At 49.4% G+C, this 15,579-nt stretch carries 13 protein-coding genes; 4 read left to right on the top strand and 9 right to left on the bottom strand.

Annotation, left to right across the window (positions count from 1 at the left end; all coding sequences use genetic code 11):
- Window position 1: 1 nt before the first annotated feature.
- From DYH27_RS02930 to DYH27_RS02890, 9 genes are all read right to left on the bottom strand, one after another.
- On the bottom strand, window positions 2-766 hold the full coding sequence (locus tag DYH27_RS02930; protein WP_025067641.1) for a hypothetical protein: 765 nt from the start codon (window positions 764-766) through the stop codon (window positions 2-4).
- A 111-nt stretch (window positions 767-877) separates the two neighbouring features.
- Window positions 878-1,414 carry an LptE family protein gene (locus DYH27_RS02925; protein WP_025067642.1) on the bottom strand — a complete coding sequence of 179 codons (537 nt, stop codon included), beginning with the start codon at window positions 1,412-1,414 and terminating at the stop codon, window positions 878-880.
- Between the two features lie 40 nt (window positions 1,415-1,454).
- On the bottom strand, window positions 1,455-2,696 hold the full coding sequence (locus DYH27_RS02920; RefSeq protein WP_004354177.1) for a sigma-54 interaction domain-containing protein: 1,242 nt from the start codon (window positions 2,694-2,696) through the stop codon (window positions 1,455-1,457).
- A gap of 545 nt (window positions 2,697-3,241) precedes the next feature.
- Window positions 3,242-4,243, bottom strand: a complete 1,002-nt coding sequence (locus DYH27_RS02915; protein WP_025067643.1) for a lysylphosphatidylglycerol synthase transmembrane domain-containing protein — start codon at window positions 4,241-4,243, stop codon at window positions 3,242-3,244.
- A 110-nt stretch (window positions 4,244-4,353) separates the two neighbouring features.
- Window positions 4,354-5,490, bottom strand: a complete 1,137-nt coding sequence (locus tag DYH27_RS02910; RefSeq protein ID WP_029216454.1) for a PdxA family dehydrogenase — start codon at window positions 5,488-5,490, stop codon at window positions 4,354-4,356.
- Between the two features lie 75 nt (window positions 5,491-5,565).
- Window positions 5,566-6,627, bottom strand: a complete 1,062-nt coding sequence (rlmN, locus tag DYH27_RS02905) for a 23S rRNA (adenine(2503)-C(2))-methyltransferase RlmN (protein ID WP_025067645.1) — start codon at window positions 6,625-6,627, stop codon at window positions 5,566-5,568.
- A 405-nt stretch (window positions 6,628-7,032) separates the two neighbouring features.
- Window positions 7,033-8,481, bottom strand: coding sequence for a hypothetical protein (locus DYH27_RS02900; protein WP_025067646.1), 1,449 nt, complete (start codon window positions 8,479-8,481; stop codon window positions 7,033-7,035).
- A 225-nt stretch (window positions 8,482-8,706) separates the two neighbouring features.
- The gene (glmM, locus tag DYH27_RS02895; RefSeq protein ID WP_025067647.1) at window positions 8,707-10,098 is read right to left on the bottom strand and encodes a phosphoglucosamine mutase; all 1,392 of its coding nucleotides are present in this window, start codon (window positions 10,096-10,098) and stop codon (window positions 8,707-8,709) included.
- A gap of 60 nt (window positions 10,099-10,158) precedes the next feature.
- Window positions 10,159-10,797: a DUF4827 domain-containing protein gene (locus tag DYH27_RS02890; protein ID WP_029216453.1), complete on the bottom strand. Its 639-nt coding sequence runs from the start codon at window positions 10,795-10,797 to the stop codon at window positions 10,159-10,161.
- 406 nt (window positions 10,798-11,203) lie between these two features.
- Here DYH27_RS02890 and DYH27_RS02885 point away from each other — a divergent pair, with 406 nt between their 5' ends.
- The 4 genes from DYH27_RS02885 (at window position 11,204) to DYH27_RS13520 (ending at window position 15,332) form a co-directional block, all read left to right on the top strand.
- On the top strand, window positions 11,204-11,698 hold the full coding sequence (locus tag DYH27_RS02885; protein WP_025067648.1) for a sigma-70 family RNA polymerase sigma factor: 495 nt from the start codon (window positions 11,204-11,206) through the stop codon (window positions 11,696-11,698).
- Window positions 11,695-12,387, top strand: a complete 693-nt coding sequence (locus DYH27_RS02880) for a DUF4974 domain-containing protein (RefSeq protein ID WP_029216452.1) — start codon at window positions 11,695-11,697, stop codon at window positions 12,385-12,387. Before DYH27_RS02885 ends, DYH27_RS02880 begins: the two co-directional genes overlap by 4 nt.
- A gap of 4 nt (window positions 12,388-12,391) precedes the next feature.
- The gene (locus DYH27_RS02875; protein WP_025067649.1) at window positions 12,392-14,938 is read left to right on the top strand and encodes an outer membrane beta-barrel family protein; all 2,547 of its coding nucleotides are present in this window, start codon (window positions 12,392-12,394) and stop codon (window positions 14,936-14,938) included.
- 220 nt (window positions 14,939-15,158) lie between these two features.
- Window positions 15,159-15,332: a hypothetical protein gene (locus tag DYH27_RS13520; RefSeq protein ID WP_231559286.1), complete on the top strand. Its 174-nt coding sequence runs from the start codon at window positions 15,159-15,161 to the stop codon at window positions 15,330-15,332.
- Window positions 15,333-15,579 lie beyond the last annotated feature (247 nt).

The following is a 15,579-nucleotide window of genomic DNA, read 5'->3' as shown; positions in this document are numbered from 1 at the left end:
TTTATTTTTTATTGTTGTTTATTATCAGTTTCTCCAGAAACCGTATTTGGTCTGCAAAGTAACGATTTTTTTTCGGATAAACCAAATTTAATCGCTTAATTATTCCCAATGCCTTTGAATATCGCCCTTGCTTGATATAGATTCTTGCCAATGTCTCTGTGAAATACCCGGTATCCTCATTCTCGACATCTTCAATTCCATCAGGTCCTTCAGGCTCGTACTCTGTCTCTTCCTGTAAAGTGATTCTTCCCCCCTCGTTGAAGATGAAGTCGTCGATCAGCTCCTGTCCCTTGAGCTGCGGAGCCGTTTCTTTTTGCTGTCCGCTCCCGCTTTCCAACAGATAGGCAACGTAGTCTACTGTGGCATCGGCAGGAGTCGGCCTGCGCTGTGTCCCATTCTTCTGAGAATCACCGGCCTCCTCTGGAATCTGTTCGAGGAAACTGTCGATAAGCAAACTGGTGCGATCTTTCTCCTCTCCCGTCTCCCCTTCACTACCGACCGGACCATCCACAGCCTGAGTGTGCTGTGAAACCAACTGATAATGCGCTTCTTCAACGAGTTTGAATAAGACACGGCGGTCGGAAATATACACGGCGGCACGGCGCAGCTCGTCGTCGAATGTAGAGTCATGCAGTAGAAAGAGGTTCTGTAACAGCAGGATACGTGCAGGCTGGTAATAGGGATAGAGCGCAAGCATACTCCGGAGACCGTATAGGGTCTCCTTGTTCAGATTCTCCGGATGGTTGATGAGTCGGGCTATGTCCATAGAAGTTGTTGAGCAGTGATAAGCGATGACAGGCGGCAGGGGGCGGCGACGGCTGACGACAAGAAAACCGATGACAGACAGGGACGCACGAGGACAAGAAGCAGAAAAGAGCTACCAGTTGGCAACCGTGGCATTGAAAATCTGGTCGGTAAGGTCTTTCACCATCTGCGTGACAAGCTCTTCCTGTACCGAGTTCAGACTCCGGCTTGTCTCGTAGCTTGAAGTGGCAGTAAACTGCCGCTCGAAGTCTTCTCTGTGATTCGTATTGTTCGTGAAGCGTACGTTGACCGTGATGGAAAGCTCTGTCTGAGCCGAATACCCCTCACTCGACACACTCTTGTTGCGCTGCTGATACTGCGTGATTTCACCCTCGATTTTCATGTCTCCGTTGCGCTTCACCTGCTGCAGGCGGGTATGGTTGGCAAAAACATCCTTGAGCTGGTTGTTGAACATCGGTCCCATCGGGCCCCAGACATAAGTGGAACGAATGGGGAAATCGGCAATCTGTATGGTATGTACCTTATTATAGTCTATACTTGCGCCATTGAACTTATAGGACACGCTGCAGGCTGCCAGCAACAGCAGACAGACTGCCGGCACACCCCACCTTAACAGGCGGGCTGCCGTAAGTCCCTTTCCGGCCTTCATCATGTCGCCGGTAGATGGCATTCCTTTCATAGCCTCTGTTTTAATCTTTGTCTAATCCGTACTGTCTGATACGCCGATAGAGCGTACGGTCACTGATACCCAGTTCCTGTGCCGCCTTCTTCCGGTTTCCGTTGTTGCGTTCCAGTGCTTTCTCGACCAGCTGCTTTCCGATGTCGTTCAGGTTAAGTGTCTCCGGTTCGGAAATTTCTTCCGCCTCGGCATCCTCCACCTGACTGATGGCTGCCGGCGGATTGATCGTCTGCTTGTTTGCTGCAACCGGAAGATTGGAAACTGCGGGTGCTGCCGGCTGGAAACCAGCTGCACCGTTGAGCTGCCTGCTCTCCTCCAGCTGCTTGCGGACGTTGTTGAGGTCGCGGCGCAGGTCGCTTACGTTTCCTCTCAGTTCATAGAGGATTTTGTAGAGTATCTCCCGTTCACTCTCGTAGGTGTGCGTCCCGTTCCCCTGCACCGTAGACAGTTCGGTACTGTCCTGATCCCGTGGAATGAAACGGAGCAGCGTATCGGCATCGATCTCCCGTTTTTCACTGAGAACAGACATCTGCTCGGTGATGTTCTTCAGCTGGCGGACATTTCCCGGCCACTTATATTGTAGCAGTATCTGGCGTGCCTCCTCCGTGAGCGTGATTTTCGGCAGATGGTATTTTTCCGCCATCTGCATGGCAAAGAGACGGAAGAGCAGGACAATGTCCCCGCCACGGTCACGGAGCGGGGGCATCTGGATAGGAATGGTGTTCAGTCGGTAGAACAGGTCTTCACGGAACTTCCCCTCGCTGATGGCCTTGCGCATATTGACGTTGGTGGCGGCCACAATACGCACGTCCGTCTTGCGTATCTCTTGTCCGCCCACACGGATATATTCGCCTGTTTCCAGCACACGGAGCAGCCGCGCCTGCGTTGCCATGGGCAGTTCGCCGACCTCATCGAGGAAAATCGTTCCTTTGTTGGCGATACCGAAATAGCCTTCACTTTCGCCGACGGCACCGGTAAAGGAGCCCTTCTCATGTCCGAAGAGCTCGCTGTCAATAGTCCCTTCAGGGATGGAGCCACAGTTGATGGCAAAATACTTCTCGCGGCGACGGGGAGAACTGTCGTGAATAACACGTGGTATAATCTCCTTGCCCACACCGCTTTCGCCGACAATCAGTACAGACAGATCCGTAGGTGCCACCTGCAGGGCGACATCCAAAGCATGGTTCAATCCATCGCTGTTGCCTACGATGTTATATCTTTGTTTGGTTCGTTGCAGTTCTGTTGTATTCATTTAACTGACAAAATTACCTATTATATTTGACAAAACTGCAATTTTGGCAGACTTTAACAACTGTCCCATACCTTTTCGTGTTCCTTTCCGTGCTCCACATTCTGCATCCATAAAAGAAACATAACATCGTTATCTCTCCAGTTCTTCCTCCAACGGAAAGACTATCTTTTCGTGTCATCTAAGATGTGTAAACTTCAAACATGATTAAAACAAAATACTGTCAACAACAATTAAAATTAAGTCCTTAAAACAGTCAACCAAGTTGAAAAGTAAGGCGAAAAGCTGTCAGCAAAAACATCAAACCACAATGCAACAATATTCCCAACCGACTGGGGACAGGATTCCCAAGCACTGGGGACAAGATTCCCAAGCACCGGGAACAGGATTCCCAACCGGTTGGGAACCTCCATCCGAACAAACAGGCGCATACACCTAACCGACAGCTTGAGAACCGGACAGGCAGCCTCTCTGGCTGTAGAAATCTCCGGGACAGTCCTGTCAGAATCCAAGAGCAGTACCGATCAGGATTCTGCCAACTGACATAGCTACCGGGCTCTTCTCTTCTCCAACTTGATCAGCAGCAGCCCGACGGCTGTCCAGATAAGTTCGCGGATACGGACGAGGAGCGCGACAAAGACTCCGGCACTGGTGGAAAGTCCCAAGCCGGTAACAGACATGAGAAAGCCCCCCTCACGGCCTCCTAACTGCAGGGGCATGAAAAAGAGCATATTGGCAAAAAGGGAGGTGAAAGCAAGAATAAGGACACAGTCAAGGTAATTGACAGATGGGAAAAGAACCAAAAGAATGAAGAATATCTCCGACGCACTGCATATCCGGCAGGAGAGTTCGAGCAATACGACCGTAAGGAATGTACGTGGGTTCTGGTTATGAAGCGAAGCTATCTGACTGTCAATCCTGTCAAGTTCTTCCTTATGGTCCGCAACGAACGGCTCTGCCCATTTCTTAATGAAAGGAATATGACGTACAAGGTTCATCACACGGACCGCCAGCCCTTTTTTGTAGCCTGTGAGGAAGAACCAGATAGCGGAGATGCAGAACGCACCTGTCAGCGTGAGCATTGTTCCCATGAAAAAACTGACGGGCTGCGTGAAGACGAAAAGAAACATGGAAAGAAGCCAGAACCAGAAATGACTGAAGATATGCGTCATGGCATAGAGGACGACGGATGACGTTGCACGCTCTGCACCGATTTTCGGTGTCAGCTCCATGATACGGTATGGTTCGCCGCCCATCAGTCCGCCAGGCGTTGCATAATTGAGTGCGAATCCTGATACCGTAACCTTATAAAGCCAAAGGAACGAAACTCGCTTCCGCTCCATCGGGTCGTGGCTCTGGCTGCGAATAATCGTCAGCCAGGCTGCCGTATTGAAGATATAGAGGAACGCCCACAGGACAACCACCGCAAGAAACCAGTATCCGGCATGCTGGAGATTGTGCCATACATCGGCAAAGTCGAGCTGTGTCACCATGACGACAAGAACAGCCAAGCCGAAGAGGAAGAAGATGTTCTGATACTTCTTTTCCATAAACAATCGCTGATAAAGAGGCCAGACAAGATGGCTCTGTGTCCGTATTCTCCTTTCTGCTAAGGGACAGAAAAGCCGGCATGGCCCACTTGTCTCCCTGGCCACCCATCTTAATGTGCCTCTTTCGGATTGCGGTGTGCGGTCCCGTGCGGTGTGCGGTCTTCACGCTTGCGTGGGATGGCAAAGCGCACCTTGTCACTTTCGTCCCGTTTTTCCTTGTAAAGCTTCGGCAGCGGATTTCCCATGGGCTCGTCATATTCGGCACGGTTGCGGAAAATGTCGATAGCAAGGTAAACGGCGTGGCGGAAGGACTGCTCATCAGCAACTCCCTTGCCTGCCAGCGGAAGACTGTCGGGTATTTCTGCAGAAGTACGGACAAGGGGCAGTCCTGCCGTATAATTGATGCCCCGGCATGCGGAGAGAGTACGGAAGGGGGACAGTCCCTGTTCGTAATACATTGCCAGTATACCGTCGAACTCCCCGGCATGGCTGCAGCCGAAGAACGTGTCCGCCGGATAGGGACCGAAAGCCTGGATGCCCTTGTCGGCAAGCTCGTCGATAGCAGGCGAAATAAATTCCTGTTCTTCTGAACCCAGCAGTCCGTTGTCACCGGCCTTGGGGTTCAGCCCAAGTACTGCGATACGCGGACTGGAAAGACGGAAGTCGCGTCGCAGACTCCGGAAGAGAGTGGTTGCGTTATTGATGATGCTTTCCTTGGAAATGGACTCTGCCACCTGGCGCAAAGGCAGGTTACGGGTGGCAAGTGCTACACGCAGTTCCTCGTTGACAAGGACGGAAAGTCCCTGTCCTTCTGTCTCCAGATGGTCTTCGATATACCGGCTCTGGCCGCTGAAGTGGAACTGCTCGTTGTTGTCGACAGGTGCTGTCACCAATACATCGAACAAGCCCTGACGGTAGTCGTCCAAAGCCCTGTCGACAGCCCGGAGGCCTGCTGCACCCGATTCTTCTGAGGCTACCCCAAGTTCCACCTTTATCTCGTCGTCGAACACTGGCAGCAGGTTGAGCCGTCCCTCCTGTGCATCTTTCGCATCCTTGATAATGGTAAAATTCGCTTCAATACCCAGCGCATTGCGGTGGTAAGCGGCAATCTTCGGCGAGCCATAGACGATAGGCGTACAGAGTTCCAGCATCTCTGGTTCGGCAAAAGTCTTGAAAATCAATTCATATCCAATGCCGTTCGTATCTCCGTGTGTGATTGCTACGCGGACTTTTTTATTCTCGTTCATATATCTATATCTTGTATGGTTATGTTCTTTTCCTACTTACTCTTCAATGTTTACAGCTTTACCTTTTTTACCTTTTTACTCTTTTACCGTCTTACTCTTTCCCTTCCTTCCGTCCTTCTCCTTTGCCGTAGAAAGCAGACCGCAGGCGGCAAAGATGTCCTGTCCACGACTGGCACGAATCGTCGTGAAGACACCATGCTGTGTCAGATAGTTCCGGAACTCCTCCATTTTTCGGTCGTCAACGCCCTGCAATGGAGTATTGGGAATCGGATGAAAACGGATGAGGTTGATGCGGCAGTCCAGTCCTTTGAGCAGGCGCACGATGGCCTTGGCATGAGCTTCAGAGTCGTTTACATCCTTGAAGACAATGTATTCAAACGACAGACGCCGCTGGTGAGAGAAGTCATAATTGCCCAGCAGATCGACAATGCTCTCGATAGACATCCCCCTTTCTGCCGGCATCAGTTCCGAACGCTGTTCATGAAGCGGCGAGTGCATGCTGATGGCGACATGACAGTCGCTCTCCTCAAGGAAACGCTTCAGCTTGCCTTTGATGCCCACGCTGCTCACCGTGATGCGCTTGGGAGACCATCCATAGCCGAACCCGGCAGTCAGTATCTCCGTCACACGCAATACATTGTCGAGGTTGTCCATCGGTTCGCCCTGCCCCATGAAGACGATGTTCGTCAGCTTGTCACGTTCCGGAAGCGAATAGACCTGGTTGAGAATATCTGTTGCCGAGAGGCTGCCCTCAAAGCCCTGTTTCCCCGTCTGGCAGAAGAGGCAGTTCATCTTGCATCCTACCTGCGAGGAGACACACAGTGTGGCGCGGCCGTCCTCGGGTATATAGACTGTCTCGACGAACTTGCCGCTGTCCGTAGGGAAGAGGTATTTGACTGTTCCGTCCTTGGAATACTGCGCATCAGTCGGTTCCTTGCAGCCGATGGCATACGCTGCCGCCAGCTTCTCCCGGTTTGCTTTCGAGATATTCGTCATCTCGTCAATGCTTTCCACCTGTTGTGTATAAAGCCATTTAGCCATCTGTCCACCCGTGAAAGCCGGCATACCGAGCGACTTTGCGACCTCTTTCAGCTCGCCAAGTGTCATCCCCAACAGATACTTCTTCGCAGTCTCCATACTTGTTCCCAATGTTTTGTTGCTGCAAAGATAACGAAAAAAAAGCTAATATACGTGCTTTGCTTTCTTTTTATGAAGACCGGAATCATGAAAGGCAGGTCCTAAAAATCCACATTGAACTTTTGTCATCGGACTTTTGTCTATGTGAACATTGTCAACTCTTTGTGCCTTTGCTTTTATACGGCACAATCTGCTTGCTCTTTCAGTCGCACCGTCCTGCCATGCTCTTTCAAGGAGAAAGCGGAATCTGCTCGTCTGAAAGGCGAAGTACTACAAATTAGATAAAATTCCCGAATTATAAGCCAGTTGGATAAAGAAAGCGTCTTTCCTTTAGAGGAAAGTCTTTAGAATCAGCCTAAAAAAGAAGAGAAGCCTCGCCGGCCTCCCTTCCCTGTTTTAAAAATATTATGAGTTCCCGAATCGGGATTTCATGTCGGCAAAGCGTTCGTGGACCTCAAAGTGGGAAGACTTAAATACATCCTTATCCCTTTCATGGAGGATGAGTTTTCCCACCTCGTCAATCCTTCCACAGATCTGCTGGTCTACACATCCTGTAGCATACATTGCCTTTAACCCAGGCAATAATTCTTCCGTATGCAGACTGACTGCATCTGCAGTTATAAATCCTGCCAGACGGCCATCAATATACTGTACCTTGGGAAGTATTTCCGTTGCAAAGGTGATAAGACTGCTGAACCATTCCAGACAGGCTTGCCGCTGCTCCGGTTTCCTACGGGCGAGCTGTGCCATTGTGCAACTCACGTAATACTTAAATATTGAATAAAGCCCCGGCTCTTTCATGAATTCAAGCAGCTTAGCGAACTTGTCTGGTGTCACCAGTTTATACAATGTCGGGACTATGATTTCATTGGCAAAATCGCCGAAATGATAGTCATAGAAACCTTCCGACTGCCTGCAGCATTCCAGTATCAGGTCGAGACTGCTCTCATTGTTGCCCACCTCGCCTAACAGGATGATGGAAGAGACAAGTATTCCGTTATACTTCCCGTCATCAAAACCTTCCGGTATCTTGCCTTCGCTTGTTATCGTCATGACATAACGGATGATGGCTTCTAAATCAGCGCGGAGTTCCTCCTCTGGCAAGGCAAGAATACGGTCAATCAATTCGTCTTCCAACCACAAGGAATTCTCCGGCTTGCTCAGTTCCTCAACAAGCCATTTGTTATGTACGCCCCAGGCTTCGGCGTATCGCGGGGGAGTATAAGTATATTTTGTCTTAAGACCGTAAGTCGGGTTTTTCTCATAGTCGCTGTCGTCTACACCGAAGTCTGTACAAGGCACAATATATTTGAAATCTGTTCCATAAGTTTTCTTCAGTTTCAGCAGATACTTGCTGGCTTCAAACCCGCTGGAGGCAACGAGGAAATGCTTGCCGCCTTTTCCGAACTCGTACTCGATGAGCGGGACATCTTCCGTGTCTTCTTCCAGCATATACCTTGAGAGCGCAAAGCTCTTGTCGGGATCTATATCAGCCTCACCGGCAAACTCAACAGCACCGTAGACAATGTTGTGCGCTTCTTCATAGCTGCATTCTATGAGGTTATCTTCTTCTGAGGCACGGTTTAAGAAGTCCTCAAACTCGTCTTCTTCAATCCTCAACTTGTAAAAAGAATTTTTCACTCCGACACAATAAGTGTCTATGAGATAATCTGCAAAGCTGATTTTTCCTCCCGTATGCTTTCTTGTGACGATGACATATCCTTCTCCCACCTCAAACAGGCTGGAAGAACGGTAGCACAGTCCTTTCTGCAGCGTCCTGACTTTCGTCCGAAGATATTTCTCGGGCGAGAGGAACTGCTGCTGACCTTTTCCAGCTTTCTTCTTTCTTGGCATCTTGTCCTTTATAAAGTGTTATATGCGGAAACAGACGTGAAATAACATTCATAACGTCTGCCCTTCTTCACCTTGAACTGATGCGGAGGCTTTCATACTACCCCATCGACAGGAGGATGACCGAGGCTAAAGAGGCAAGGGTGATGTTCGATGAAATGACCGTGTTCTTCATTCCCAGCCATTCAGAAGCATCCGTCTTCTTCCTGCTAATATAATAAGGTGAATCTACTGCATATCATAAACCACCTGCATGAGTTTCTTTCCCAATGCGTCAGCGGCTTCCATCGTATCGGCCTCGCTGTAGACACGGATAATCGGCTCGGTATTCGACTTGCGGAGATGCACCCATGCGTCAGGGAAGTCGAGCTTCACACCGTCGATGTCCGTAACCTGCACGTCCTTCTCCTTCCCATAAAGCTCTTTCACCCGCTTGAGAATGGCATCGACATCGGTCTCCGGCGTGAGGTCAATGCGGTTCTTGGCGATGAAATACGCCGGGAAAGTCCTGCGCAGCTCGCTTGCCTTCATGCCCTTCTGTGCCAGAGAGCTGAGGAAGAGGGCGATACCGACGAGGGCATCACGTCCGTAATGGCTTTCCGGATAAATTACACCGCCATTGCCCTCGCCGCCGATGACAGCTCCCACTTCCTTCATCTTCGTGGTCACGTTCACCTCGCCGACCGCAGAGGCATAATACTTACAGCCATGTTTCTCGGTCACATCACGCAGGGCACGGGTGGAAGAGAGATTGCTTACGGTACTGCCTTTCACGTGGTCGAGAATATAGTCAGCCACCGTGACGAGTGTATATTCCTCGCCGTACATCTTGCCGTCTTCCTGGATGAATGCCAGACGGTCCACATCAGGATCGACAACGATCCCCAGATCGTAACCGCCCTTTGCGACCTCATCCATAATGCCCGTGAGGTTCTTCTCGACAGGCTCCGGATTGTGGGCAAAGTCACCCGTAGGTTCTCCATTGAGGAACTTGTATTCTACACCCAGCCGGTCGAGAAGTTTAGGCAAGATGACACCGCCGACAGAATTGATGGAGTCTACGACGACACGGAATCTGCGCTTGCGGATAGCTTCAAGGTCGAGCAGCTCGAGGTTCATCACCTCTTCAATATGCCGTCGGTCAAACGAATCATCTTCCGTATAGCTGCCCAATCCGTCTACATCTGCATATTCAAAGTCTTCACGAACCGCAATGTCGAGCACCTCTGCACCGTCGGCAGCCGTCAGGAACTCGCCCTCCTCGTTCAGAAGTTTCAGGGCGTTCCAGTGGCGGGGATTATGGGAAGCGGTGATGATGATTCCACCGTCCGCACAGCTCATACGCACAGCCAGCTCGGTCGTAGGAGTAGTTGCCAGTCCGATGTTCACTACATCAGCACCGATTCCCATCAGCGTGCCGCATACCACATTCTTGACCATCGGGCCGGAGATGCGTGCATCGCGGCCGACGACGATCTTCAGCTTCTTTCCGGGATGCTTACGCGCAATGAAAGTAGCGTATGCTGAAACGAATTTAACAATGTCCAGCGGGTTCAGTGTGTCTCCCGCACGACCTCCGATTGTACCACGGATGCCGGAAATTGATTTGATAAGTGTCATACTCCAAATGTATTTTGAGGGTATTGTCCCTTTTACCGTTTTTCCTTTTTTACCTTTCCATCAGAGTCCCCTCTGGAACGTAAGGTCGTAGAAACAGGGATAGACAGCCTGTGAGGCATTGATCTGTCCCTGCTGCGAAGGGACAATGAGCTTCACGTGCGCCAGCTTAGAGGTTGCAGAAGACAGCCTGCCCAGCCTGACATAGGGCATGGGGACCAGCCACCCACCGGGTACTGACGTACTCTTGTAGGCATCGTACATCACACTGGAAGTACGGTCGAAGGAAGCTGTATAAGTACCGCTCGTGTTCGTAACAGACATCTTGTCTACTTTCGGACCGAAGACGAGGAACTGATTAGACAGCTGCAGCGTGTCCCTGATAAGATTCCACTCCGTAAAACGACAGAGAACCGTTGCCGTCTCGCCTTTTCTGACAGGCTCGCCTGTACCCTTCTCCACAATCTGCATATACACGCCTGTATTGGAGAAATGGACATACTGGTTCTTCGTCACGTCAGTCGTATTCCCTTGGCTCGCAAACTGCCCTTCACTGATGACGTTGATGCCTTTTTTGACAATGAAAGCGTTAATGGCATTGTTCTCCCGCTCCAGCTGATCGGCATAGGTCTCGGACTTGTTACATGAGCTGAATGCCAGCACGGCTGCCATGACAACAAGGAGAAAAGTAAATTTCTTCATTCGTTTCTTTGTTTATATATGCTGTGCAAAGGTAAGAAAAGTATTTAGAAAGCTGAAATTAGAAATCAGAAAATATATTAAGCACTGCAAAAGGACTGCAGACAGCCACTTCCCGGCCAATGTGATGACCGTCACCGATCGTGCCGATGCCCGACACCAAGTGTGTTGATACCCGTCACCAAGTGTGCTGAGAGTCCACACCGTTACAATCTGTCGCATCAAGTGCATACAGGTCATACCGTTCAGGAACAAAATGCACCTTACCTGCTTTATTTACCCCCATGAACAGGAGAAACAACATCGGTAGAAGACGTTAATTACCGCAAAGTGATTATCTTTGCAGTCTGATGCAAAAAAATCATTGTTCTGCTTTACATTTTCAGTTGCTGAACTGTAAGGATAATGTATGAAACAAGAAAAGACTGACATAGAAAGGCTCTTCAAACGTTATTACCAGCCGATGTACCGGGTGGCAAGGAGCATTCTCTACGACTGTGACGAGTGCAGGGACGTGGTGAGTGACGTTTTCTCCCATGTGCTGAGCGAGCAGATCGTCCTGCTGCCAGAGACGGAAGAAGGCTACCTCGTGAGGGCTGTCCGCAACCGTTGTCTGAATATCATTGTGCAGAAGGACATACGGGAACGGACGGCGAAGCTGCTTCTGGCAGATGCTGAGACCGTCCTTTCCGAACAGGACAACGAACTGCTTGACCGGTTGATGCACATCATCGAACTTCTTGATCCGCCCATCCGTCGCCAGATTCTTTGTCTTCGACATCTGCAGGGGCTGCCCTTCCAGCGCATTGCAGACGAACTGGACGTGAGTCGGGTGACGGTCTATCATCATCTTTCAGCAGCTATCGACACCATCAAAGAACAACTAAAACAAGCACGACAATGAACAAGAATCAGTCAGAAGAGAAAAGGATGCAGTTCCTTGACATGCAGGAACATCCCGAAAAATATACCGATGAGCAGATTGAAACACTGCTTGCCGACGAGGAGATTCGTACCTTTGTGCAGGATTTAGCCATGACCAAGCGTGCCATGATACGTAATGAAGCTGGAGAAGTAAACGTAGAGGAAGAGTGGGAACACTTCTCTGCCCAGCACTCTGTACCACAACAGCGCAGCAGGATGAAGATAGCAGCATCTATCGCAGGCATTGTCTTTGCATCAGGACTTGCCTTTGCAGCAACCGTACAGTTGGGCATTCTGCCTTTCTTCGGTAACAAACAGCCAATCAATCCACAGCCACAGATACAGCGGACAACCGTAGCCGACTCATTAAAACAGATACGGGAACAACGTAAAGCTGTCATTGACAGTCTTACACGCACGCTTCTTCCACAGAAAGACAGCATCCCCGTGCAGCTGGTTGTATTTGAGAATGTATCACTGAAGACCATCATCGAGACGATGGGACAGTACTATCATGCAGAGGTGAAAGTGCTGAACCCGGGCGCAGCCCATGTACGGCTTTTCTTCAAATGGGACAAGCAGGCATCTCTCCAGCAGAACATTGAACTGCTGAATGCCTTTGACCGTGTGAACCTTACCTATTCCGACAACACCCTGACAATAGAATGAAGCTATGAAAAAGTTATTAACAACGATCGTGCTCCTCACCATGATGTGTGGAGCATCGGCCCAGCGCATCACCCGACAATACAATAATGTCTCTATGGCGCAGGCGTTGAAAGAACTCAACAGCCTGCAAAACCGTTACACAATCAACTTCATTTATGACGATCTGGAGGATTTCCGCATCACAACCAGCATCAAGAACCAGCGTGTTACCGATGCCATCCAGCAGCTGATAGGCTTCTATCCCATACGGATGACACACCGTGGGAATACAATCATGGTGGAATGTACGCACAAGACAAAACGACATCTGACGGGAAAAGTCGTTGATGAGACCGGGCAGCCCATACCTTACGCCAATATACTGCTGCTGTCAGTAGTCGACTCCAGTGCCGTTGCCGGCGGGGTGAGCAATGAAAGCGGTGTGTTCGTAGTGCCTTACGAGCCGGCAAAGGTCATTGCACGCATCAGCTACGTGGGCTACAAGACCGTTTACCGAACCTTCTCAACCGAGAATGCAGGCACTGTCCAGCTTGCACCCGATGCCTTGCAGCTGAAAGGAGTGACCGTCAAGACCGTCCGACCACAATACAAGATGACGCGGGGAGGCATGACAATCGACATTGAACACTCACTGTTGGCAAAGACGGGCAGTGCCATGGACGTACTGGCACAGCTTCCCCGTGTAACGACAAGCGACAACAGTGTACAAGTCTTTGCCAAAGGAACACCGCTTATCTATATCAACAACCGCAAGATAAGTGACATGAAGGAACTGACGGAACTCAAGTCTGACAACATCAAGAGTGTGGATGTCATCACAAGTCCCGGATCACAGTATGATGCACAGGTACAGTCCGTCATCCGCATCAAAACCATTCGCAGGCAGGATGAAGGCTTCAGCTTTCGTAATGATGCCAATGTGGAATACAATGGATGGTGGACTGGCTCGGAATCGACCAAACTGACTTATCGGACAAAGCGTCTGGAGCTGTTCAACAGTCTCTACTGGATAAATTATTTACAGCAGGAGAACAACGACCTTCACTCTCAGATACACGCAAACGGAGATGATGTTGATATTCGCCAGCACATCAACTATAAAAGCAGGCATAATGCCTTTTCCGAGCGCATAGGTACTTCTTACCTCTTCAATGACAGCAACTCTATCGGTGCTTCTTACCGTTTCTATTCCGATTACCGCATGGAAGGAACAATGGATGGGGTTCAGAATATCTATAAAAACGGCATATCAGAAGGAACCATAACGCAGAACGGGAATGTTGAGATACGTACTCCTGCCCGTCATCAGGCTGATGTGTATTATGTTGGCAGACTCGGAAAACTCGGAATAGACTTCAACGCATCCTATGTTGCCATGAGGTTTAAGGAAAACCATACCCAGACAGAGCATTCCGACCAGCTTTCCAACCGTGAGGTACATTCTTCAGGCAACCAGCGCAGCCATCTCTGGGCAGGAAAACTTGTCTTTGAATATCCGCTATGGCGTGGTAATCTGAACTGGGGAACGGAGTTCAGCTATACCAACTCCTGGGGAAACTTCACCAATAAAGAGCAGATTGTTGCATCCTCGGAGACTGACATCAAGGAAAGGAACCAGGCTGTTTTTGCAGATTACAGCCTTCCTTTGGGTAAGTTCTCCCTTAGTGCAGGACTAAGATACGAGCATGTAGTGTCAGACTATTACTCCTTCGAGACTAAACAGGACGATGCCAGCCGGCGTTACAGCAACTTCTTCCCTTCTGCGTCACTGGTATGGAACAGTGGGAAGTGGTCGCTCCAGCTTAATTACAGCAATAAGATCAACCGTCCGAGCTACCGTTCCCTGCGCAATTTCGTACAATACAACAACCGTTACGGCTATGAAGGGGGCAACCCGGAACTGCGCCCGGAACAGATACACAACATAGAAGTAAATGGAGTATATGGTTGGCTGAACCTTTCGGCTGGCTATAAATACTACAAGAATGCAATGATATGGACACATGGATTATACCAGAACAAGGCCATCTCCTTTGCTGCAGTCTACAACTATGACCATTCTGAGATGTACTATGCCTCTGTCGTCGCCTCACCTAAATTCAAATGGTATCAGCCTACGGCAGAATTAAGCTATCTGCAACAGAACTTCCATGCACCGAATGATGATGGCTCGTTAGTGAAGAACAAGCCTACAGTAACATTCTCATTGCTCAACCAGTTCGTATTCTCCAAGACATTCATGGGCAGAGTGAATTTCTGGACACGTACAAGACTTTACCAAGGCTTTCAAGAGGCAAACGGCTTTGCAAGTCTGAACCTGGCTTTACGCAAGTCATTCTACAATGAACGCCTCATACTTTCCCTTTCTGCAAACGACATCTTCGATTCCATGCGAGAACGATGGGGGCTCAGAGGCTATGGCTCCACTATGGATAAGGACTGTAACACCTATTCCCGCTCCGTCTCACTGACCGTTACCTATAATTTCAATGCAAAGCGAAGCAAGTACAAGGGGACAGGTGCGGGTAATGCAGAGAAGAACCGGCTGTAAAGGAATCGGGAATCATCCACTCATCAGAGACTTCACGTGTCCAGCACGTGAGACAACCGTAAAAATAACCGTATGAATGTTACCACGGAACAATAAAAAACACGGATGTACATGGCGTATATCCGTGCTTTTTTGTAACTTTGCAGCCAGCAAGGTTAATCTGCATACAGAGAGGAAAGCAGATATTTCAACAAACAGAAATCATTCAGACGCTAAAAAAATGACAACAACACAACACCATCACCACCGTTCCCACCACAGATCAGGATTTTACGACAACGCATCATCAAGGAATGCACGTCGACGGAAGAAGCTGAACAAAATGATGAAAATCGTTATGACTTTCTTTGCACTGGCAATTGTCGGGCTGGTCTGCTGGCTGTACAGCAACTGATCCGGCTCTTCCCTTTCCCTTACTGTCCACTGCAGACACTGTCAGGGGACAGTGGATTTTTCGTGGGGGTAGACTCATTCTACTTATGAAAGAATCTTCTAAAGTTTAGAGTGGCAGGATGCTGACAATGAGGACAGAATTACCGACTGTTTACTGCAAAAGTTTATTTCTCATTTGCTGTCACTTTTAACATTCTTCACTAACACATTGTTTATTAGTATGTTATATGTGTTTGCAGAGTGACGGC

This window comes from Prevotella denticola (genome assembly GCF_900454835.1).
GTDB classification, from domain to species: Bacteria; Bacteroidota; Bacteroidia; order Bacteroidales; family Bacteroidaceae; genus Prevotella; species Prevotella denticola.
Note: the sequence above shows the minus strand (reverse complement) of the source record. Positions and strands in the feature narration are given on the sequence as shown.

Excerpts from the sequence above, each read along its gene's own strand:
- DYH27_RS02930 (WP_025067641.1), bottom strand. The coding sequence starts at position 766 with ATGGACATAGCCCGACTCATCAACCATCCGGAGAATCTGAACAAGGAG.
- DYH27_RS02925 (WP_025067642.1), bottom strand. The coding sequence starts at position 1,414 with ATGAAGGCCGGAAAGGGACTTACGGCAGCCCGCCTGTTAAGGTGGGGT.
- DYH27_RS02920 (WP_004354177.1), bottom strand. The coding sequence starts at position 2,696 with ATGAATACAACAGAACTGCAACGAACCAAACAAAGATATAACATCGTA.
- DYH27_RS02915 (WP_025067643.1), bottom strand. The coding sequence starts at position 4,243 with ATGGAAAAGAAGTATCAGAACATCTTCTTCCTCTTCGGCTTGGCTGTT.
- DYH27_RS02910 (WP_029216454.1), bottom strand. The coding sequence starts at position 5,490 with ATGAACGAGAATAAAAAAGTCCGCGTAGCAATCACACACGGAGATACG.
- rlmN (WP_025067645.1), bottom strand. The coding sequence starts at position 6,627 with ATGGAGACTGCGAAGAAGTATCTGTTGGGGATGACACTTGGCGAGCTG.
- DYH27_RS02900 (WP_025067646.1), bottom strand. The coding sequence starts at position 8,481 with ATGCCAAGAAAGAAGAAAGCTGGAAAAGGTCAGCAGCAGTTCCTCTCG.
- glmM (WP_025067647.1), bottom strand. The coding sequence starts at position 10,098 with ATGACACTTATCAAATCAATTTCCGGCATCCGTGGTACAATCGGAGGT.
- DYH27_RS02890 (WP_029216453.1), bottom strand. The coding sequence starts at position 10,797 with ATGAAGAAATTTACTTTTCTCCTTGTTGTCATGGCAGCCGTGCTGGCA.
- DYH27_RS02885 (WP_025067648.1), top strand. The coding sequence starts at position 11,204 with ATGAAACAAGAAAAGACTGACATAGAAAGGCTCTTCAAACGTTATTAC.
- DYH27_RS02880 (WP_029216452.1), top strand. The coding sequence starts at position 11,695 with ATGAACAAGAATCAGTCAGAAGAGAAAAGGATGCAGTTCCTTGACATG.
- DYH27_RS02875 (WP_025067649.1), top strand. The coding sequence starts at position 12,392 with ATGAAAAAGTTATTAACAACGATCGTGCTCCTCACCATGATGTGTGGA.
- DYH27_RS13520 (WP_231559286.1), top strand. The coding sequence starts at position 15,159 with ATGACAACAACACAACACCATCACCACCGTTCCCACCACAGATCAGGA.